The organism is Bradyrhizobium sp. KZN70725, from assembly GCF_055264925.1.
Genome location: NZ_JBUYWT010000041.1, coordinates 47,557 through 68,761, shown reverse-complemented (window position 1 = coordinate 68,761; position 21,205 = coordinate 47,557). Strand labels below are relative to the sequence as shown.

Genomic DNA, 21,205 nt, shown 5'->3' with positions numbered 1-21,205 from the left:
GCTGCTTGAGCGAGTACTCCAGATGGAGTTGACGGGAATGGACGACGACGATCTGCAAGCCCGCGCTGAGCAAGCCCTTGTCGTGGCGACCCTGAGCACCGCAACCCTCATCGCGTGTGTCGGGTTGTTAGTGTCTACGTTGCAGTGATTGGCAAGTCCTCTTGAGACTGCCAGCGCCGGGCCATCATCGCGGCGTCGGAGGGCGGCGGTTGAGGAAGTATGCGAGAATATTTCCGTGTATGAGATCGGCGAAAGAGCGCACGTTGCCTCCAAAATCCTCGAAGCCGCCGCAAGCGGATAGCTCTCAATAGATGATTTGAAGGCAGCGGGTCACAACGCTCTGCATGCGCCTGCGATGGCCGACGAAATCTTGTTCAGGATGATGGTGTCGGCGAATTCGATCTGATCGACCAGCAGCTCGACAATGGTGCGCTTATCGTCGGGTGAAACGGCCTCTTTCGAACTCAGAAATTCGCGCGACCAGAACTGGTGCGCAATTTGCGCCGTATCGACAACCGTGATCATGTTCTCGATCGAGGCAACATCGTCCAGGCTGAAACCGAATTCATCTCGATATGCGAACGCGGCGGCGATCGGCAGCGGTTCGGAGATGCCGGTTGCCTCGATGATCAGGTTGTCAAACCGGCGCTGCCCAGCAAGCTTCCTGACCTCGTCGATGAGGTCGCCGCGAAACGTGCAACAAATGCAACCATTGCTCAGCTCGACCAGCGTCTCCTCGGTACGGGACAGCTGCGCCGTTCCCGACTTGATCAACGCAGCATCGATGTTCACCGCCGACATGTCGTTGACGATGACCGCAATACGCCGTCCGGCCCGGTTCACCAGCAATTCGTTCAGCAATGTGGTTTTGCCGGCGCCAAAAATCCGGACAGGACGGTCACCGGAAGCTTTCGCCGCGTTCGTCTCGCCATCGAAGATGTCTTCCGTCAGGGGTAACAGAGTGCGCCGCAGAGTCTTGCCGCCTCGCTTGATGCGGCAAGACATCGCTTGAGCGATAAGCGCTGCGAACGCGTAGGATGGAGCGATTACTCCGCAGCGATAGCTGCCGGTGGCTCATCCAAGTACGGGCCCAACCCTTTCGGTCGGCGATGGACAGTTGCAGGAAGTTAAACAGCCGCTCTGATTCGGCGGCCGAGCTCGTCTCCGGCGCTGATTGATGGTTCGAGGCACTGGGTTGCCAGCCCCAGAGCCGCGTACTCTGCCGCCTCCGCCTCGCAGCGAGAATGCCTTTTCGAGCGACGCTCTGAGGATTCCGTTTATCTTGCGTTCAGGTCAACTCGGCTTCGCTGTCCAGCTTCGCCGATCACTTCACACATGTTCGCACGACGCCCCGCGAAACGTGCACTAAGCCTGGCAATAATTCGCCAACCATCCATCAATCAGGCAAAGTTCGCTAACGGATCGAAAATAGTTCTCCCGCAAGTTCGCGCCCGGGACACGAATGGGGAGATCCAATGACCGGGCTGGCCGTTATGGAAAACGTGCGCCGCTACCGCGCAATAGCATCGGTGTGCCGCCAGGCCGCAGCATTCCGGCCGAATCAACGATGCTCATTGCTTACGCAGGCGGACGAATGGGAGCGCCGAGCAGTTGCAGAGCCCGAAGGGTATTTCGAGGCTTTAGTCTAGACCTTCCGGCACGAACCATTCGGCCCTGCCGGCGGCGCACGGTCTGCGGTGCTGCTGAATCTGTGAACATCGTGCCGCACTGGCATGGCCGGATCGGCCAAGCCAGTGACATTTGGCAAAGCTGGAAGCCGCAATTGCCGATGAAATTCAAGAGCCACAACGCCGCCGGCGGCCACGCGATGAAGCTCTCGCGCGGCGGCCAAATTTGCGTCAAGAGCGTCGAGATCCGCGTCCGGGGAGGCCAGACCCAACGTGCCGGCTGTTAAGGGTAGCCATCCGTGCGATGGCCCACTCATACGCAGTAAAAAGTTCAGCTTTGGCTTCCGCCATCATCGAGACCTGATCGATTACCGCTTCTGCGAGTCGGTGGGTGGCTCGATCGACCTCAATCCGAGTTCCAACAAGCGTCGAAAGGCCTCCGATCGACTAGGAAGATCGACTTGATTGCGCCGCCAATTATCGATGCGCACCAACAACTCGCTTGTGATGCGTAATTCAAAACGTTCGGTCTTCATCTCGGGGGAAGCGGGTGGATTTGACAGCGTAATTGTCCGTAATGTACGGTATGTACGTAAGTTGGATTTGCGGCCGAACGGAATGTGTGCCCAAACCCGCTCGACCTGAACAACAACCCAAGCTGGATGGAGCTCGGATCGTGGCTGATTCCGACAATAGCATGAGTTTGTCTTTCGTCACCCGGCGGCGCTTGCTGGCGGGCACGGCAGTGGCTGCGCCTGCGCTGGCAGGTCCATTCCAGAGCAAGGCACGAGGCGCCCAACTGCGGGACCGTCGCTGCGGCCCCGATCCGGCGTTGTCGCTGTGGGGGGAGTGGAAGGCAGCTGCACTCAGAACGGAAGAGCTTTGCCGCAGGCAGCAGCGGCTCGAGACGGAGCTCATCCAAGCCGTTGGTTTCCCGCAGGCTACAATTCGCCTGCCAGGTAATGGCGAGAAGGTGACCGTCTTCTCGCCACACGCGATCGAGGACATTTACGGTTCGGATCCGAAGATGGCCGACCTGCGTGCCGAAGCCGAGGCAGACCTTGCCGCGCACCAGGCACGCTGGGATGCCGCCGATGCAAAGATCGGCTATGCCGACGCCAAGCTGGAAGAGGAGGAAGCGGGCGACAGGGAACAAGATCTCGTCGATGCCTTGACAGCCACCCAGGCCACGTCGCTTGCCGGCATTGCGGGCAAGCTCGATGTGGTCCTCCATGAGGGCGAGGCTTGGGAAGAGTGCACCGAGTTTCCCTGGCCGCACATCCGCTCGGCGCTCTGCGATCTGGTACGCATCGGTCAGGCCATGGAGCCGGATGTCGTCATGCCCGGCAGCGAGCGCCGGCAGGCAGGTCGGTGACATTCTGGTTAGCTCAGCCCACAACCCACAGCGCCTTAAGCCGCCGTGGGTGGATTGACGCTCTGGGGACCGGACGCAAAGCCGTCCCCCGCGTCATGGGCGCGAAGGCTGGCGAGTGTGCTCGTCCTCACCAGAACTCATCGCACTCGCCTTTCGGACGCCACGCAACAGGATCGGCGATCCAGCGATTGATATCGGATTCGTGCCAACCCGCGCCGTGGACGGTGATCTTGATCTGAGGTGGGAACGTGCCTTCGGCGATCTTGCGGTAGATAGTCGACCGGGACAGCCCGGTCCGGGAAAGCACGGTCTTCAGGCGGATGATACGGTCCGGTTCGCGCATGGCCGCCATGCCTCCTGCTGGCTCTTTCTGACTGCTGCTGATCCAGACAGGACGGGCAGTCACGGCCGCGCAAGAGGGTTCGGGTCCCTGTCGTACCGTGGTGCAGAAACGGCGGAAGATCGGATAGGTCTAGAGTCCGATCCTCCGTCCCCTTCCAAGGTCGATGCCGTGGCTGAACGCGAGTTCCACGCCGAGACGGCGTCCTGATTCAAACTGGATACCGAGGTCTCTCTTGCGGTTGGCGAGGATGGATTCCAGTTGTGGATCGCGTTCAAGGCTCCTCGCCATTTCACCCATGGCAACCCGCGTAGCCTTGTAGCCGGTCATGTCGCCCGCCTGATACTGACGCAGGCTGGTCTGGTCGAGTTTGTGCCAGCGTTCCACGAAGCGGTCGGCGCGGCGGCTCGGATCGGTGCGGATTTCACTTTCAAGCTGGAGGGCTCGGATCGCGCGACCGACCTGGCCGCGAGCCGCCTCGCGGACAAGCTCCGGGTTCTTGACATAGGCGGCTTCAGCATCCCGCCAGCCATGGGGCCGCACTTCCTCGAAGGCTTTCCGCGCCTCCGTCAGTTCGCGCATCTGTGCCTGGCCGGCCATGCCACCGGCTTCCTCGGCGAGGAACAGGGACGCCAAGGCGCGGGCATGACGCCTGAGCGCATCGGTTCGGGCTCTCCGTAACGCCGCTTGCCCGTCCTCGGCGGTCTCCCTCGCCAGCGGCGGAGATTCACGGCGTGCCTCTATCCGTGCGCTTTCCCGTTCCGGTTTCTGGTCACCTGCTGGGCCAGAGGCGGCCTCAGCGGACGGGCGCAAACCTTCAAACATGTCGCGCAGCTTTTGCGGCACGACCTTGCGCACGATCTCGACAACTCGGTCCCGGAAGGTGATCCCGCGCCGCTCGGCATAGCTCTGCACCGGATCGGCGCGCTCGTAATCCGACGCCATATCCTTGGCCCGGTCGCGTGACAGGGTGCGGACCAGCCGGTCCTGACTGGCGAAGTCGTCTCGGCCGTAATAAAGGTCCATGCCGTCGCGGTGCCGCGACAGGGCGACGTAGCTGCCATGGGCATCCAAGCCCGGTGTCGCCAACACATGGGTGCGGTCCACGGTCATGCCCTGCGCCTTGTGTATGGTCGCGGCATAGCCGTGGTCGATACGGTTGTAATCCTTGAGGTCGAAGTCAACGGTTCGGCCATCGTCGGTGCGCACGGTCATGGACTGCACGCTGACCCGTTCGATGCTCCCGAGCGTGCCGTTCTTCACGCCGAGGCTGCGTTCGTTTTGCAAGAACATGATGCGATCCCCGCTGGCGAAGCTGCGTTCGCCGCGCTCGACCGTCAGCCGCACGTCATCACCCAGATCACCGGCGGCACTCATCCGCTGGCGCGCTGCCTCGTTGAGAGCGCGCACCTCGTCGTTCGTGTGGGTGAGAATGATCCGGCTGCGACCGGGCGAGGCCTGCCGGTCGCGATCCCAGTGCTCGATCAAATCGTCGCGCGCCTGCTCCCGCGTTTGCGCCGCATGCACCATGCCATGGGCGTCATAGGCATGGATCGCAGCCCAGGTTCTGCCAGTTGCCAGATCACGCGTGGCGTATCGCTGCCAGTCTTCCCTTTGGCGGCGCACGTCGCCGATCTCGACCCCGCTATGACGACCGTGGATCGACCGAAACGCCGCGCCCGCCTCGATGGCTTGCAGTTGCTGTGGATCGCCAACCAGCACCACTTTTGCACCAGCCTCGGCGGCATGGGACAGCACGCGCTCCAACTGGCGCGTGCCGACCATGCCCGCCTCGTCGATCACCAGAACATCGCGGGCGGTGAGCCTGTCGCGGCCCTGTCGCCAGCCATGTTCCATGCTGGCGATGGTGCGCGACGATACACCCGATCCGCTTTCGAGATTTTCCGCGGCGATGCCGGAAAGCGCCACGCCGCGGACCTCGTAGCCCGCCGCTTCCCATGCCAGCCGCGCCACGCCCAGCATCGCGCTCTTGCCCGTCCCGGCATGACCGACCACGATCGAGAGATCGCGCCCGTCCGTGATATGGGCCAACGCATCGGCCTGCTCGCCGGATAGCACAAGGCCACGTTCCCCGGAATGCGCCAGGGCCGCATCGCGATCTGCGACTTTTACCTGATGGCGTTCACGTTCGGCCATGCGCTTAGCGGCGTGATGCAGCCGCTGTTCGGCCTCGATCATGGCGCGGGTTGTGAAGCGATCCTCGCCCTGTCCGTCCCTGCCGAGTTCGACCAGATCGGGCGCGCGGCCCATCGCATCTATCACAGCGTTGAACTGGTCAAGACCATCGCTGTGCCGATGCGCGAACATCGCCATGTCGCGCCGCGTGAAGGTCGATTGCTGATGCGTGATGGCGTCGAACGCGAGGGTGGGATTGGCGACAATGCGTTGGCCGTTGCCATGCGCGATCTCGCGGTGCAGTTCGGTGCGATCCGCCTCAAGCCCCGCATCCTCTATGCGGTGCGCGGGCGCGCCGATCTGGCTTTGCGGCTCAAGCGCGATGCCCTGCGCTTCGAGGCTGCGATGATCGATCCGTGCGTCTATATCGAGCTCGGCCAGGCGCTCATTGGCGAACTCGGCCCAACGGGTGCGCCAGCGCTCGACCTGTTCCGTGCGGTTCCAGTCCCGCACCTTCTGGCCGAAGCCGCTCTCGTCTACCGCGCGCATGGTCAGCATGACATGGGCATGGGGTTTAAGCATGCCGTCGTCGCCGATGTCCCAATGCACATTGAGATCGGCGATCATGCCCCGATCCACGAATTCGGCCTGCACGAAGTCGCGGGCAAGCGCGATTCCCTGCGCCTCGCTCATCTCGCGTGGAATGGCGAATTCCACCTCGCGGGCAAGCTGCGAGTCGGCCCGCGCCTCGAAGGCTTCGACATCGTTCCATAGCCGTTCGCGGTCGCTCCATCGCTCCGGCGCGTTCTGCGGCAGCAACACCTGCGAATGGATGACGCCGCGCTTTGCCGAGAAGTCATGGCTGCGATCAAGGCGCTCGTCGCGCAGGCGGGAGGCCGAGCGGTAGGCGGCCGAGGCCACCGCGCTGGAGCCGGCTTTGCGGCCGATAACCTTGACGTGAAGATGATAGATCGCCATCGCGATCAGATCAGTGGCACGGCAAGGCGGACGTCGGAACGACGTATAAGCGCGCCCTCCCTCGAAAAAATCTCGGGAGCGACCAGCCCGTCCTGAGCCGTCCCGGCGTCATCAGAGCGTTCCAGCAGACGCTCAACTATCATCGCTCCATCGACAACTTTATGGAGACCACGATGCGCAAACCACGGGACTTCGACGCGGAACTGAAGGCGCTGGGGGACAAGGCGCAGAAACTGAAAAGCCGAAAGGTGCAGCAACTCGGCGAACTGGTGATCGCCACCGGAGCCGACGCGCTCGGCGCTGACGAACTGGCGGGCGCACTTGTCGTTCTGGCCGAGACCACCGATGCCGGGAAACGGGAGGCATGGGCGAAGCGCGGGGCCGCGTTCTTTCAGAGCCGGTCGCGGCGAACTGCGCCGGCAACTGGGCGCGACGCTGGTGGCACTCAAACGCTACCGCGCGACGCGCACCCGGCATCAGGCGGCGCGGGCACGGCTTGACATGCGCGCATGGCAGGTCGAGCGCCGCAAGCGCACCCGGCATCTGATCGAACTCGGTGGTCTCGTCGTCAAGGCCGGGGTCGTGGAACTGACCGGTGATGACCGCGCAACTATCCTGGGCGCACTGCTCTGGATGGCCGACAAACTCCGAAGCGATCAAGGCGAACAAGCGCGAGCGCTCTGGGCCGAAAAGGGAAAGGGGGCGTTCGCTGCGGAACGGGCGACAGATGCGCCGACCACCTCGCAAGATACGCCGCAGGATCGGGCATGACCGATGGCGGGCGGCGCGGAGACCCCAAACATCGCAGCGCGGCCCGCCATCGCGCGGCTTGCCGCGCAGATACGATTCATCCGGCCCTGATCCTCGGTGCGCTGCTCTGCAAGGTCGAAAGATCAAAAAGCAGCAAGAGGAACAATCGCGGAAACCAAGGGCCAGAAATCCGAGCCACCGGTGCGCTGCGTTGACCGCGTCCTCGTGCGTTGGGCCAATGCTGTATGCGATCTCAAGCGTGTGACTTGCCTCGCGATAGGCGCCCCAAAATGTAGCGGATGGCGGCGCCGCACGCCGTGCTTTCTTGGGCATGGCTCGCCTCCCACTGCTGCCGCTCAGCATGGTGTAAATCGGCGAGGCATTTGCCCCCCCAATCGGCTTCCAACACCGACCCTACCGATGGCGCTTGAAGTTATTGCCACCGCGAAAGTAAGGCTGGGGTCACGATTGGGCGCCGATAGGGGTCAAAGTTCGGATCCGATTCACACACTGAAATCTTGGTGCGGCTCGTTAGGCGACGAGTTTGAGCTTTTGCCCCTTCTTACCGCGTGGCTGCTCGCGCGACGTATTCTTGCGCGGCTTGATGAAGTCAGCCCACGCCTGCAGCGTCTCGCGGCGTCGCTTGATCATCTCGCTGTCCCAATACGACAGTTCGGCCTCATCGCCGATACGGTGTGACAGGCAGAACTCAAGCACTTCGCGGCGGAAATTGTGCTCCTTGTTGTCGGCGCCCCAATTTCGGAAGCTCGTGCGGCAGCCATGCATGGTGGATTTGACGGCAGTGCGCTCGATGGCCCCCACAAGCGCGTTCGCCCGGAACGGCTGATGTTCCTCCGCGTGGTCGGAGGGGAACACGTACTTATCGGTGCGCGGCATCGCTTGGATGATCTCGATCGCCTGATCTGACAGCGGGACGAGATGCGGCTTCGGTTCTAGATCGCCCTTAATTTTCATCTTCTCGGCCGGAACTATCCATGTCCTTGCTTCAAAATCGAGCTCCGTCCACTCCATCAGCCGGATTTCTTGGCTCCGCGACACGGTGAGGATGCCGACTTCTGTGCAGCGTGCAGCGTTGCCGGGATCATAGCGCAGCTCTGTCATCATTCCCGGCATCTTCGTATACGGCGCGGATCGATGCCCCTTCTTGCGGTTCAGCTTGCGGGGCGACGGCAGCAGATGTTTGAGGTTGCCGCGCCATGCAGCCGGGTTCTCGCCCGTGCGCAGTTTCAAGGCTTTGGCAGCGTCCATCAGCCGCTCGATCCGCTGGCGCGTCCGCGACGCTGTGACCGGCTTCACGGTCCAGATCGTCTTAAGCGCCTCTAACACGTGCTCAGTGGTGATCTCCGGGAGCTTCTTGTTGTGCAGGCTCGGCACGTCCCGGACGGAGCGCTGCCACTGCTTCAATTCCTCTTCGGATAGCCCTTGGCACCAAACAGGATACTGCTCCTCGGCAAACTCCTTGAACGTCTTGCTGCCCTGAGCGGTGGACCGCTTCTTGATGCGAGGATCGATACCTTCGCGCTTCAACGCGACCTTGTAGTCGCGCGCCTTCTCGCGCGCGCTGCCTAGGGTCAGAACGTCACCGCTTGCGCTGTCGCGGTCGCCAGCCCTGGCGAACTCCATCTGCGCCCGCTTGCCTTCGAGGTCAGTGAAGCGGAAGGCCCACACCCGATCACCGCTCCCGCGCACCACCAGATATAGCCCCCCAGTGTCCGCATGAGCGCCAGCTTGCAGGGATTTAACTTGGTTCGAATTGAGGGCCACTTTAACGTTCCCCTTCCGCTTACCGCCTACCGTCACGGATGCTTTGCTCGTGATGGTCAGTCGTTCCACCATCGACCCTTTTAGATGTATGACCGTCACGGATATTTTGGAATGGAGGGTAGCGTTAACTTACCAATTTTTCACCAGACCCGGCTGGCGTTCGACGATCTTCAGCGAAGCTAGACGATGGCACATGCAGTTAATTAGCTGTAAATACAAGGAAATTTGAATAGTGACGACAGTCGGTGATGGCAGGCGCAACGCAAAGAATGGATATATGATCCGTGACGGCATTCGGTAAACTGATCCGGACCACGGCGTTTCGGCTGACGCTGGTCTACCTGTTCCTGTTCGCGCTGTTCGCCGCCTCGCTGCTGGCTTACTTCGCCTGGAACACGCGGCGGCTGATCACCGAGCAGATCACGACGACGGTCAACGTCGAGATCAGCGAGATCACCGACATCTACAACCGCCGCGGCCTGCGCGGCCTGCTGGGCACCATGGGCAATCGTGCGCTGCGGCCGGGTGCCAACCTCTATCTGGTGACGGCGCCGAACGGGCAGATGCTCGCCGGCAATGTCGGCGCGCTGGCACCGGGCGTGATGAGCGTGCAGGGCTGGACCGAGACCGCCTATCGCCGGCTCGACGACCAGGACAAGACCGATCACCGCGCGCTCGTGAAGGTCACCGAGATGGAGAACGGCTTCCGCCTGCTGGTCGGGCGCGACCTCGAGGAGCGGCGGCGGCTGTTCGGCATCGTCGCCAAGGCCGCGCAATGGTCGATCCTCGTCGTCGTCGTGCTCGGCATTGGCGGCGGCATCTTCGTCGCCCGCCGCGTGCTGCACCGGATCGACGCCATGACCGGCACCACCAAGCGCATCATGGCGGGCGATCTGTCCGGCCGGCTGCCGGTCGGCCGCAGCGGCGACGAGCTCGATCGCCTGGCGGAAAATCTCAATGCCATGCTCGAGCGCATCGAGGCGCTGATGACGGGGCTGAAGGAGGTCTCCGACAACATCGCCCATGACCTCAAGACGCCGCTGACGCGGCTGCGCAACCGCGCCGAGGAGGCGCTGGCGCGGTCGGGCTGCGAGGCCGACTATCGCGCGGCGCTGGAGCGGACCATCGAGGAATCCGACGGGCTGATCCGCACCTTCAACGCCCTGTTGATGATTGCGCGTGCCGAGTCCGGCCAGGCGCGCGGCAACATGGACGATTTCGACGGTGCCGATGTCGCCAACGGCATCCACGAACTGTACGAGCCGCTGGCCGAGGACGACGGCATGACGCTGCAGGTGAAGACCGTGCCGGCGCCGATTCACGGCAACCGCGAATTGATCAGCCAGGCGGTCGCCAACTTGGTCGAGAATGCCATCAAATACGGCAAGCCCGACGTCAGCGTGCAGCCGCTCAATGCGGATGCGCGGGAGATCCTGATCGAGGCGCGGCGCGAGGGCGAGCAGGTCCTGCTCAGCGTCACCGACCACGGTCCGGGCATTCCCGAGGCCGACCGCAAGCACGCGGTCGAGCGCTTCGTCCGGCTCGAGGCGAGCCGGACCTTACCCGGTTCCGGTCTCGGCCTCAGCTTGGCCTCGGCGGTCGCCACGCTTCATGGCGGCGAGCTCAGGCTCGGCGATGCCCATCCGGGGCTGGTCGCCACCCTGGTGCTGCCCGCGCGGGCGGGCGGCAGTGACAGGCTTGCGGCTCAAACGCAGGATGTGCCACAGAAGGCGGCATGAATGCCGCCGCGCCGGGAAACGCGGATCGACATGGTCTGGCCGCGCGGTTCGCGGACGGACCGCGTGTCGCCGCGCCCACATCCGCCGATCAGCGCCTGACCGACTGGTTCGCCGAGCTCGAGCCGGCGCAATTGGCCGCGCTCAATGCGCTGCTTGAACATCCGTTCGCACGCGACATCCTGCGCGGCATCGCCGAGTTCTCGCCCTACCTGTTCGAGCTCGCGCGTGCCGACGCCGCGCGGCTGATCCGGATCCTGTCATGCGACCCGGAGTCGCATCTGGCCAACCTGATCGAGACGACGTCGCGCGAGGTGCTCGCCGCCGGCAGCGAGGCCGACGTGATGGTTCCGCTTCGCCGCATGAAGGCGGAGGCCGCGCTGATGATCGCGCTGTGCGACATCGGCGGCATCTGGCCGGTGATGCGGGTGACGGCGGCGCTGACCGACGTCGCGGTGAATTCGGTGCAATCGGCGCTGCGATATCTGTTCCGGCAGGAAGTGGCCCGCGGCCGGATGACCGCGGCCGATCCCGATCACCCCGAAGCAGGTTCGGGCCTGATCGTGCTCGCGATGGGCAAGATGGGGGCCGGCGAGCTGAACTATTCCAGCGACATCGACCTGATCGTGTTCTTCGATCGCGCGGCCACCTCGCTCGCCGAGGACATTGAGCCGCAGCCGTTCTTCGTGCGCGTCACCCAGGCGATGGCGCGGATGCTACAGCAGCGCTCGGGCGACGGCTATGTGTTCCGGGTCGATCTCAGGCTGCGTCCGGACCCGGCCTCGACCCAGGTCGCGATCTCGACCGACGCGGCGTTGCATTATTACGAACGCGAGGGACGCACCTGGGAGCGTGCTGCGATGATCAAGGCGCGGCCCTGCGCCGGCGATCCCAAGGCCGGCGAGGCGCTGATCGCCGAGCTCGCGCCCTTTGTCTGGCGCAAGCATCTGGATTTTGCCGCGCTTGCCGATGTCCACGACATGAAGCGGCAGATGCAGACCTATCGCGGCCAGAGCGAGATCTCGGTCGAGGGCCATAACGTCAAGGTTGGCCGCGGCGGCATCCGCGAGATCGAGTTCTTCGCCCAGACCCAGCAGCTGATCGCTGGCGGCCGCCATCCGGAGTTGCGGGTGCGGCCGACGCTGGAGGCGCTCAACGTGCTCGCCAACAGCAACTGGATCACCTTTGAAGCGCGCGACGAATTGACGACGGCCTATGAATTCCTGCGCCGGGTCGAGCACCGGCTGCAGATGATCGCCGACGAGCAGACCCATTCGCTGCCCGAAGCGCCTGAGGATGTCGAGCGCTTTGCGCATTTCTTCGGCTACGAAAATCGCGAGGCCTTCGCCAGAGACCTGCTCGGCCAGCTCAAGATCGTGCAGAGCCACTATGGCAAGCTGTTCGAGGGCGACGATCCGACCGGCACCGCAAAGCTGCCGGATATCGACTACGGCGCCGGACCTGACGACGCCCGCCTGATCGAACATCTCGCCAATCTCGGCTTCAAGAAGCCCATTGCGGTTGCCGGCACCGTGCAGCAATGGATCGAGGGCGACTATCGCGCGCTGCGCGTCGAGGCGACGCGCGCCGCGTTCCTGGAATTCATTCCCGGCCTGATCGACGGCCTCGCGCATGCCGAGGAGCCGGACGATGCGGTGGCGGCGTTCGACCGTTTCCTCGGCGCGCTGCAGCGGGGCGGCCGGCTGATCTCGCTGCTCAGCCAGAACCGCGACTTCGTCGCGCTGGTGGCGCTGATCCTCGGCGCGGCACCGCGGCTCGGCGACATGCTGGCGCGGCAGCCGCAGATCATGGACGGCCTGGTCGATCCGCGCTTCTTCGGCGCGATGCCGGACAAGAAGGAACTGTCGGAGCGGCTGGCCGCCACGCTGCAGGATGCGTCATCCTACGAGGATTTTCTCGATCGTCTGAGATTGTTCGGCCAGGAGAGCCTGTTCCTGATCGGCACGCGGATCCTGTCCGGCACGGTATCGGCGCAGCACGCCAGCACCGCCTTTGCCGATGTGGCCGAGGGGATCGTCCACACCGTGCACGGCCTCGTCACCGACCAGTTCGCCGCGCAATATGGCCGGATCAAGGGGCAGGAGACCGCGATCATCGCGATGGGCCGGCTCGGCAGTCGCGAGATGACGGCGTCCTCCGACCTCGATCTGATCCTGCTGTACGATTTCGACAGCGAGGCGCCGGACTCCGACGGCGAGCGCTCGCTGCATGGCGCGCAGTATTTTGCCCGCTTCACCCAGCGCCTGATCAGCGCCTTCACGACCCGGACCAATTACGGCGTGCTCTATGAGGTCGACATGCGGCTGCGCCCGTCGGGGCGCGCCGGCCCGGTCGCCTCGCGGATCGATTCATTCTCCGACTACCAGGAGCGCGAGGCCTGGACCTGGGAGCACATGGCGCTGACGCGCGCCCGCGTGATCTCGTCGTCGCCTGAGTTCCGCGAGAAGATCGAGACGATCATCCGCAGCGTGCTGACCCGGCCGCGCGATGCGGCATCGACCGCGGCCGACGTCGCCGACATGCGGCGCGCGATCGCGCTGGAGAAGGGCGAGGACGACGTCTGGGATCTCAAGCTCGCCGCCGGCGGGCTCGTCGACATCGATTTCATCGCGCAATATCTCCAGCTCGCGCATGCCGCGGTGAAGCCGGAAATCCTCAGCGTCTCCACGCTGCAGGTGCTCGACAATGCCGCCAAGCTCGGCCTGCTCGGCCAGTCCGAGGCGGAGATCCTGCGCTCGGCGGCGCGGCTCTATCATGACCTGACGCAGATCCTGCGGCTCTGCGTCACCGGCAAGTTCAATCCGGAGACCGCGGGCGAAGACCTGCTGCGCGTAATGGCGCGGGCCGGGGACACGCCGGACTTCTCCGCGCTGGAAGCGCGCCTGCGCGAAACCCAGAGCGAGGTGCGCCGCGTCTTCAACACGATCGTGGGGTAGAGGCGGTAGCGCCTACAATCACCGCTCGATCCACGTCATTGCGAGCGAAGCGAAGCATCCACGGTTCCGCAAGCGGAGAGGTGGATTGCTTCGTCGCTATCGCTCCTCGCAATGACGGCGGTGCGGAGCGCTCACAGCCTCTAGGAATGATAGTCCAGAAAGCTACGCCTGCTGCTTCAGCTTCTGCAAGGCATCGCGGACGTCGGGATCGAGGCCGGTGCCGCCGGCGTCGAGATGGGCGAAGATCTGCTTGCGCATCCGCGGGTCCCAGAACTTCCAGATGTGCTCGGAAATGCCCTGCACGGCACGCTCGCGCCCCTGGCTCTGGAAGAATTTTCCGATCTGGTTCGCCATATAGACCAGTTTGTCAGGCGACGACGACATAAGCGGGCTCCTTGCCGGCCATCGCGCCTGTGACGCGTTCCGGATGCGTAAAGATTTCAAATCCATCGGCGCGAGCGATCGCGGCGAGCGTGATGCCGGCGGCATCCGCCATCCGCACCGCAAGCGCGGTCGGCGCCGACACTGCGGCGATCAGCGGCGTGCCGATCGCGGCGGTCTTCTGAACCATTTCGACCGAAACGCGGCTGGTGAGCAGCACCATGCCTTCGCCGGCCATGACCTTGTCGCGGGCCAGCGCGCCGGCGAGCTTGTCGAGCGCATTGTGGCGGCCGACATCCTCGCGCAGCGCCACGATGCCGCGCGCGCCCGTCCAGAACGCCGCGGCGTGCACGGCGCGGGTCTGGTGGTTGATCTCCTGCAGCGGCGCCACCGCCGCCATCGCCGCCATGATCTCGCGCGGCGAGAAGGCGCGGCCGGCGCGTACCACCGCGGCCGGCCGGACTGCCTCGCTGATGGAATCGAGTCCGCACAGGCCGCAGCCGGTCGGTCCGGCGATGTTGCGCCGTCGCTCGGCGATCCGCTCGGCCCTGTCAGGCCTGAGCCACATCCGAAGCTCGATGCCGTCATCGAGCTCGACGATGTCGAGGGTCTCGATCTCGTCGGCCGCTTGCACGATGCCTTCGCTCAGGCTGAAGCCCACGGCGAAATCGCCGAGGTCCTCGGGCGAGCCCATCATCACGGCGTAGGTGCCGCCATTATAGGTCAGCGCGAGCGGCGTCTCCTCCGGGATCAGGCGCGCGCCGTCGCTGAAGACGCCGTTGCGCCAGACCTTCCGGTTCGCCTGATAGACGGGCTCGCGCATCGCTATTCCGCGGCTTCCACCACCGGCGCGGCGATGCGGCGGGAGTGGCGAGCCTGCTCGTCATAGGCCTTCTGCCAGTCGGACGGACCGTTCGACGGCGAGATCTGCACTGCGGTGACCTTGTACTCGGGACAGTTGGTGGCCCAGTCCGAGAAATCAGTCGTGATGACGTTGGCCTGGGTGTCAGGGTGGTGGAACGTGGTGTAGACAACGCCCGGCGCCACGCGGTCGGTGATCTCGGCGCGCAGCGTGGTCTCGCCGGCGCGGCTCGCCAGCCGCACCCAGTCGCCGTCGCGCACGCCGCGCTGCTCGGCGTCGTGCGGATGGATCTCCAGCCGGTCCTCGGCGTGCCACACCACGTTCTCGGTGCGGCGGGTCTGTGCGCCGACATTGTACTGGCTGAGGATGCGGCCGGTGGTGAGCAGCAGCGGGTAGCGCGGGCCGGTGCGTTCGTCGGTCGCGATATATTCGGTGAGGATGAACTTGCCCTTGCCGCGCACGAAGCCGCCGATATGCATCACCGGGGTGCCTTCCGGCGCCTTCTCGTTGCAGGGCCACTGCACCGAGCCGAGCTCGTCGAGCCTGGCATAGGAGACGCCCGCGAAGGTCGGCGTCAGCGCGGCGATCTCGTCCATGATCTCGGATGGATGGGTGTAGTTCATCTCAAAGCCCATCGCCTTGCCGAGCATGATCGTCACTTCCCAGTCGGCGTAGCCGTTGAGCGGCGTCATCACCTTGCGGACGCGCTGGATGCGGCGTTCGGCATTGGTGAAGGTGCCGTCCTTCTCGAGGAAGGTCGAGCCGGGCAGGAAGACGTGGGCGTAGTTCGCGGTCTCGTTCAGGAAGAGATCGTGGACGATGACGCATTCCATCGCCGACAGCGCCGCCACCACGTGCTTGGTGTTGGGGTCGGACTGCAGGATGTCCTCGCCCTGCACGTAGAGCCCCATGAAGCTGCCCTCGATGGCGGCGTCGAACATGTTCGGGATGCGCAGGCCCGGCTCGTTGTTGAGCTTGACGTTCCATATCGCCTCGAACTGCTCGCGCACCGCGTCGCCGGCGATGTGGCGGTAGCCCGGCAGCTCGTGCGGGAACGAGCCCATGTCGCAGGAGCCCTGCACGTTGTTCTGGCCGCGCAGCGGATTCACGCCGACGCCGGGCCGGCCGATATTGCCGGTCGCCATCGCGAGGTTGGCGATCGCGATCACCGTGGTCGAGCCCTGGCTGTGCTCGGTGACGCCGAGCCCGTAATAGATCGCGCCGTTGCCGCCGGTGGCATAAATTCGGGCCGCCTCGCGCAGCGCCTTCGGATCGACGCCGGTCATGATCGCGGTGGCTTCCGGGCTGTGCTTGGAATGGGCGACGAAAGCCGCCCAATCCTGGAACTCGCTCCAGTCGCAGCGCTCGCGCACGAAGGCCTCGTCGACGAGCCCTTCGGTGACGATGACATGGGCGAGCGCGGTGAGCACGGCGACGTTGGTGCCGGGCATCAGCGGCAGATGCAGCGCCTTCACGTGCGGCGATTCCACCATCTCGGTGCGGCGCGGATCGATCACGATCAGCCTGGCGCCCTGGCGCAGCCGCTTCTTCAGCCGCGAGGCGAACACCGGATGGGCGGAAGCCGGATTGGCGCCGATGATCAGCACGACGTCGGTGTCCTCCACCGAGTCGAAATCCTGCGTGCCGGCCGAAGTCCCGAAGGTCTGCGACAGGCCGTAGCCGGTCGGCGAATGGCAGACGCGGGCACAGGTGTCGACATTGTTGTTGCCGAAGCCGGCGCGGATCAGCTTCTGCACCAGATAGGTTTCTTCATTGGTGCAGCGTGACGAGGTGATGCCGCCGACCGCGTCGCGGCCGTATTTCTGCTGGATGCCCTTGAATTTTGCGGCGGCGAAATTCAGCGCATCGTCCCACGACACTTCCTGCCAGGGATCCTCGATCCGCTCGCGGATCATCGGCTTCAGGATGCGCTCCTTGTGGGTGGTGTAACCCCAGGCGAAGCGGCCCTTGACGCAGGAATGGCCGCGATTGGCCTTGCCGTCCTTCCACGGCACCATGCGTACCACTTCCTCGCCGCGCATCTCGGCCTTGAAGGCGCAGCCCACGCCGCAATAGGCACAGGTGGTGACGACCGAGTGTTCGGGCTGGCCGATCTCGATCACGGATTTCTCGGTCAGCGTCGCGGTCGGGCAGGCCTGCACGCAGGCGCCGCAGGACACGCATTCCGAGCCGAGGAAGCTTTCGTTCATGCCGGGCGAGACGCGGCTGTCGAAGCCGCGGCCGGAGATCGTCAGCGCGAAGGTGCCTTGCACTTCCTCGCAGGCGCGGACGCAGCGCGAGCAGACGATGCACTTCGAGGGATCGTAGGTGAAGTACGGATTGGACTCGTCCTTCGGCATCCAGTTGTCGTTTTCACAGCCGTGCGATTTGGCGAAGACGTGGTTCTCGCCTTCATAGCCGTAGCGCACGTCGCGCAGGCCGACCGCGCCCGCCATGTCCTGCAATTCGCAGTCGCCGTTCGCGGCGCAGGTCAGGCAGTCCAGCGGGTGGTCGGAGATGTAGAGCTCCATCACGCCCTTGCGCAGCTTCTTCAGCCGCTCGCTCTGGGTGTGCACGACGAGGCCGGGCATGACCGGCGTCGTGCAGGAGGCCGGCGTGCCGGCGCGGCCCTCGATCTCGACGAGGCAGAGCCGGCAGGAGCCGAAGGCGTCGACCATGTCGGTGGCGCAGAGCTTTGGAATCTGGGTGCCGGCTTCCATCGCCGCGCGCATGATCGAGGTGCCCTCGGGCACCGTGATCTGATTGCCGTCGATGGTCAGCGTGACCATCGTCTCGGATTTGGATTTGGGCGTGCCGAAATCGGTTTCCTGGATCAGCGACATCGTGATTTCCTTGCTATTCCGCGGCCTGCAGGTGGGCCGGTGCGGGACCTAGATCTCCGCCGAAATCTTCCCGGAAGTGTTTCAGTGCGCTCATCACGGGGTAGGGCGTGAAGCCGCCGAGCGCGCACAGCGAGCCGAATTTCATGGTGTTGCAGAGGTCTTCGACAACGGCGAGGTTTTCCGCCACGCGCTCGCCATTGATGATCTTGTTGATGGTCTCGACGCCGCGGGTCGAGCCGATCCGGCACGGCGTGCACTTGCCGCAGGATTCGACCGCGCAGAACTCCATCGCAAAGCGGGCCTGCTTCGCCATATCGACGCTGTCGTCGAACACCACGATCCCGCCATGGCCGATCAGGCCGTCGCGCGCGGCGAACGCTTCATAGTCGAACGGCGTGTCGAACAGCGCGCGCGGGAAGTAGGCCCCGAGCGGGCCGCCGACTTGAACCGCGCGCACCTCGCGCCCGGTGAAGGTGCCGCCGCCGATCTCGTCGACGAGTTCGCCGAGCGTGACGCCGAAGGCGGTCTCGAACAGTCCGCCATATCTGATGTTGCCGGCGAGCTGGATCGGCATCGTGCCGCGCGAGCGGCCCATGCCGAAATCGGCGTAGGCCTTGGCGCCGTTGTCGAGGATGAAGGGAATCGCCGCGAACGACAGCACGTTGTTGATCACGCTCGGGCGGCCGAACAGGCCCTTATGCGCCGGCAGCGGCGGCTTGGCCCGTACGATGCCGCGGCGGCCCTCGAGGCTTTCCAGCAGCGAGGTTTCTTCGCCGCAGACATAGGCGCCGGCGCCGACCCGCACCTCGAGATCGAACTCATGGGCGGAGCCGCCGATGCGCTTGCCGAGCAAGCCGGCGCGGCGGGCGACCACGATCGCCGCGTTCATCGCGTCGACCGCGTGCGGATATTCCGAGCGGATGTAGATGTAGCCCTTGGTGGCGCCTACCGTGATACCTGCGATCGTCATGCCCTCGATCACGACGAGGGGGTCGCCTTCCATGATCATGCGGTCGGCGAAGGTGCCGCTGTCGCCTTCGTCGGCGTTGCAGACGATGTATTTGCGGTCGGCGCTGGCCTGCGCCACGGTCTTCCACTTGATGCCGGTGGGGAAGCCGGCGCCGCCGCGGCCGCGCAGACCGGACGTGGTGACGTCGGCGAGGATCTGGTCGGAGGTCAGCGTCAGCGCCCGCTCCAGGCCCTTGTAGCCGCCATGGGCGCGGTAGTCGTCGACCGAGCGCGGATCGATCACGCCGCAGCGGGCGAAGGTCAGCCGGGTCTGGCGCTTCAGCCAGGGAATCTCGTCCGTGACCCCAAGCCGCAGCGCGTGCTGACCGTTGCCGGCCATTGCGTCGAGCAGGGGTGGAACGTCCGCCGGCGTCGCCGGGCCGAATCCGACGCGGCCCTGGGCGGTCGCGAGTTCGACCAGCGGCTCCAGCCAGTACAGCCCGCGCGAACCGGTCCTGACGATCTCGATCGGCCTGCCGCGCGCTGCTGCGGCCTGCTCGAAGGCGAGGGCGACGTCGTCGGCGCCGACGGCAACCGCACCGGCGTCGCGGGGAATGAAGATCCGCATTGTCATCGCTGTGCCTCCGCGACCAGCGCGTCGATCCGCGCTTCGTCGAGCCGGCCGACCACGCGGCCATCCAGCATCGCCGAGGGCGCGGTGGCGCACAGCCCGAGGCAGTAGATCGGCTCCAGCGTCACGCGGTCATCCGCCGTGGTATTGCCGAGGGCAACGCCGAGCTTGGCTTCCGCGTGCGCCGCCAGCGCATCGCCGCCGGCGGCCTGGCAGGCCTCGGCGCGGCACAGCTTGAGGACGTGGCGGCCCGCAGGTTGCTTCCGGAAATCATGGTAGAAGGTGAAGACGCCGTGCACCTCGGCGCGCGACAGGTTGAGCGCCTCCGCCACCATCGGGATCGCAGGCTCCGGCACGTAGCCGAAGGCCTCCTGCAGCGCGTGCAGGATCACCAGCGTGGCGCCTTCGAGCCCGGCATGCTCGGCGATGATTTCAGCGCCGCGCGCCTTGTCCCAAGGTTCGTATCCCACCGTCATCAGCGCTTCTCACGATCAGTTTTTTGCTTCGCACATGAGAGTTGGAATCCTTCGAAACATCAATAAAGCTGTCTCATGCGGCGATTGCGAAACGCGATTAATAGCGCTGTCGAATGGATCGATGCGGGATCGTAATAATGTTCTGGAATCACGCACTTCCGGGGCGCTTTGGATTTCGGGATCGAACCCCGATCGTGCTACCTATGGACGTGTTGGGCTGCCGCTTGGGGCGCCGTTTTCCGAAGGGATTTGAACCTTGATCGACAAGCTGGAACTTCTGCTGGCGCTGGCCAAGGAACGGCACTTTGGCCGGGCTGCGGAGGCGTGCGGCGTCACCCAGCCGACGATGTCGACCAGTCTCAAGCAGCTCGAGGAAATCCTCGGCGTCATGCTGGTGCAGCGCGGATCCCGCTTCCAGGGCTTCACGCCCGAAGGGGAGCGGACGCTGGACTGGGCGCGGCGCATCGTCGGCGATGCGCGCGCGATGAAGCAGGAGATCAACAGCCTCAAGGACAAGCTGTCGGGCGAGATCCGGATCGCGGCGATCCCGACCGCGCTCGGCATGGTGGCCTCGCTGACCACGCCGTTCCGGGCGCGCCATCCCGACGTGCGGTTCCGCATCCAGTCGTGCACGTCGGCCGATGTGCTCGGCCTGCTCGAGAATCTCGAGGTCGATGCCGGGCTGACCTATATCGAGAACGAGCCGATCGGCAAGGTCCGCACCATCCCGCTCTATAACGAGAGCTATCGCTTGCTGACGGCGCCGGATGCGATGTTCGGCGACCGCAAGCAGGTGACGTGGAAGGAAGTCGGCACCGTGCCGCTCTGTCTGCTCACGCCCGACATGCAGAACCGCCGCATCATCGATCGCGCGCTGACCTCGGTCGGCGCGGAGGCGACGCCGACGCTGACGTCGAACTCACTGCTCGTGCTCTACACCCACGTGAAGACCGGCCGCTGGGCCAGCGTGATGCCGGCCAAGCTCGCCGAGACGCTCGGCCTTGCGGATGCGGTGCGCAGCATTCCGATCGTCGATCCGGTCGTGGACTACAGCATCGGCCTCGTGATCCCGCAGCGCGATCCGATGACGCCGCTGATCGCAGCCTTGGTGCAGGTCGCACGCGAGGTCGCGCCGACGCTCGAGAGCGCGTAGCTCTCGGCATTCCTTCGTAGCCTTTCCGCCACGGTTCCGGCACAGCAGCAACCGACCACGCGTTGTGTGGTTGCGTTGAAGCAAGTCCTGGTGTTCAGCCGGCGGACAATCTTCGCTTGCTCGCAGCAAAGATGGAACTCAGCGCCGGTTCGGCGGTTGCATTGCGGCGTCCCGGTCAGCGAGCAGGAGCTGCTTTGAATCGTCGCCAGTTACTCCACGGATCGGC

Annotated in this window: 16 protein-coding genes and 1 pseudogene; 8 read left to right on the top strand and 9 right to left on the bottom strand. The window is 64.7% G+C overall.

All coding sequences use genetic code 11. From position 1 onward, the window contains the following. Positions 1-357: 357 nt before the first annotated feature. A pseudogene (locus ACZBJS_RS30330) lies at positions 358-932 on the bottom strand (GTP-binding protein); the annotation flags it as partial. 543 nt (positions 933-1,475) lie between these two features. On the opposite strand from ACZBJS_RS30330, the gene ACZBJS_RS30325 reads away from it, so the two are divergent. From ACZBJS_RS30325 to ACZBJS_RS30315, 3 genes are all read left to right on the top strand, one after another. Then, complete coding sequence (locus ACZBJS_RS30325; protein WP_463439656.1) at positions 1,476-1,649, top strand: hypothetical protein; 174 nt, start codon at positions 1,476-1,478, stop codon at positions 1,647-1,649. A gap of 62 nt (positions 1,650-1,711) precedes the next feature. Next, positions 1,712-1,915 carry a hypothetical protein gene (locus ACZBJS_RS30320; RefSeq protein WP_463439655.1) on the top strand — a complete coding sequence of 68 codons (204 nt, stop codon included), beginning with the start codon at positions 1,712-1,714 and terminating at the stop codon, positions 1,913-1,915. Between the two features lie 389 nt (positions 1,916-2,304). Beyond that, on the top strand, positions 2,305-3,003 hold the full coding sequence (locus ACZBJS_RS30315; RefSeq protein ID WP_463439654.1) for a hypothetical protein: 699 nt from the start codon (positions 2,305-2,307) through the stop codon (positions 3,001-3,003). Between the two features lie 127 nt (positions 3,004-3,130). On the opposite strand, the gene ACZBJS_RS30310 is transcribed toward ACZBJS_RS30315, so the two are convergent. Together ACZBJS_RS30310 and traA are read right to left on the bottom strand one after the other, a co-directional pair. Continuing rightward, on the bottom strand, positions 3,131-3,346 hold the full coding sequence (locus tag ACZBJS_RS30310) for a helix-turn-helix transcriptional regulator (RefSeq protein ID WP_463439653.1): 216 nt from the start codon (positions 3,344-3,346) through the stop codon (positions 3,131-3,133). A 129-nt stretch (positions 3,347-3,475) separates the two neighbouring features. After that, complete coding sequence (traA, locus tag ACZBJS_RS30305) at positions 3,476-6,457, bottom strand: Ti-type conjugative transfer relaxase TraA (protein WP_463439652.1); 2,982 nt, start codon at positions 6,455-6,457, stop codon at positions 3,476-3,478. 173 nt (positions 6,458-6,630) lie between these two features. Here traA and ACZBJS_RS30300 point away from each other — a divergent pair, with 173 nt between their 5' ends. Continuing rightward, positions 6,631-6,957, top strand: coding sequence for a conjugal transfer protein TraD (locus ACZBJS_RS30300; protein ID WP_463439651.1), 327 nt, complete (start codon positions 6,631-6,633; stop codon positions 6,955-6,957). Between the two features lies 1 nt (position 6,958). Further along, complete coding sequence (locus ACZBJS_RS30295) at positions 6,959-7,228, top strand: conjugal transfer protein TraD (RefSeq protein WP_463439650.1); 270 nt, start codon at positions 6,959-6,961, stop codon at positions 7,226-7,228. Positions 7,229-7,738: 510 nt separating this feature from the next. Here the strand turns inward: ACZBJS_RS30295 and ACZBJS_RS30290 are convergent. After that, positions 7,739-8,992 (bottom strand): tyrosine-type recombinase/integrase, encoded by a 1,254-nt coding sequence (locus ACZBJS_RS30290; RefSeq protein WP_463439649.1) that lies wholly within the window; start codon positions 8,990-8,992, stop codon positions 7,739-7,741. A gap of 284 nt (positions 8,993-9,276) precedes the next feature. On the opposite strand from ACZBJS_RS30290, the gene ACZBJS_RS30285 reads away from it, so the two are divergent. Together ACZBJS_RS30285 and ACZBJS_RS30280 are read left to right on the top strand one after the other, a co-directional pair. Continuing rightward, positions 9,277-10,731 carry a sensor histidine kinase gene (locus ACZBJS_RS30285; RefSeq protein WP_463439648.1) on the top strand — a complete coding sequence of 485 codons (1,455 nt, stop codon included), beginning with the start codon at positions 9,277-9,279 and terminating at the stop codon, positions 10,729-10,731. Next, the gene (locus ACZBJS_RS30280; RefSeq protein ID WP_463439647.1) at positions 10,728-13,685 is read left to right on the top strand and encodes a bifunctional [glutamine synthetase] adenylyltransferase/[glutamine synthetase]-adenylyl-L-tyrosine phosphorylase; all 2,958 of its coding nucleotides are present in this window, start codon (positions 10,728-10,730) and stop codon (positions 13,683-13,685) included. Before ACZBJS_RS30285 ends, ACZBJS_RS30280 begins: the two co-directional genes overlap by 4 nt. A gap of 162 nt (positions 13,686-13,847) precedes the next feature. On the opposite strand, the gene ACZBJS_RS30275 is transcribed toward ACZBJS_RS30280, so the two are convergent. The 5 genes from ACZBJS_RS30275 to ACZBJS_RS30255 are packed head-to-tail and all read right to left on the bottom strand — an operon-like array spanning position 13,848 to position 19,826. Next, complete coding sequence (locus ACZBJS_RS30275) at positions 13,848-14,069, bottom strand: formate dehydrogenase subunit delta (protein WP_076833312.1); 222 nt, start codon at positions 14,067-14,069, stop codon at positions 13,848-13,850. After that, complete coding sequence (fdhD, locus tag ACZBJS_RS30270; protein ID WP_253587343.1) at positions 14,053-14,889, bottom strand: formate dehydrogenase accessory sulfurtransferase FdhD; 837 nt, start codon at positions 14,887-14,889, stop codon at positions 14,053-14,055. The genes ACZBJS_RS30275 and fdhD overlap by 17 nt, the downstream gene beginning before the upstream one ends. Before the next feature lie 2 nt (positions 14,890-14,891). Then, positions 14,892-17,771, bottom strand: coding sequence for a formate dehydrogenase subunit alpha (fdhF, locus tag ACZBJS_RS30265; RefSeq protein ID WP_463439646.1), 2,880 nt, complete (start codon positions 17,769-17,771; stop codon positions 14,892-14,894). Between the two features lie 13 nt (positions 17,772-17,784). Beyond that, positions 17,785-19,353: a formate dehydrogenase beta subunit gene (locus ACZBJS_RS30260; RefSeq protein WP_463439645.1), complete on the bottom strand. Its 1,569-nt coding sequence runs from the start codon at positions 19,351-19,353 to the stop codon at positions 17,785-17,787. Next, entirely contained in the window at positions 19,350-19,826 is a 477-nt protein-coding gene (locus ACZBJS_RS30255; protein WP_310882820.1) for a formate dehydrogenase subunit gamma, read from the bottom strand. Before ACZBJS_RS30255 ends, ACZBJS_RS30260 begins: the two co-directional genes overlap by 4 nt. Before the next feature lie 256 nt (positions 19,827-20,082). Between ACZBJS_RS30255 and ACZBJS_RS30250 the strand changes: the two genes are divergently transcribed. After that, complete coding sequence (locus ACZBJS_RS30250) at positions 20,083-20,979, top strand: LysR family transcriptional regulator (protein WP_018270739.1); 897 nt, start codon at positions 20,083-20,085, stop codon at positions 20,977-20,979. Positions 20,980-21,205 lie beyond the last annotated feature (226 nt).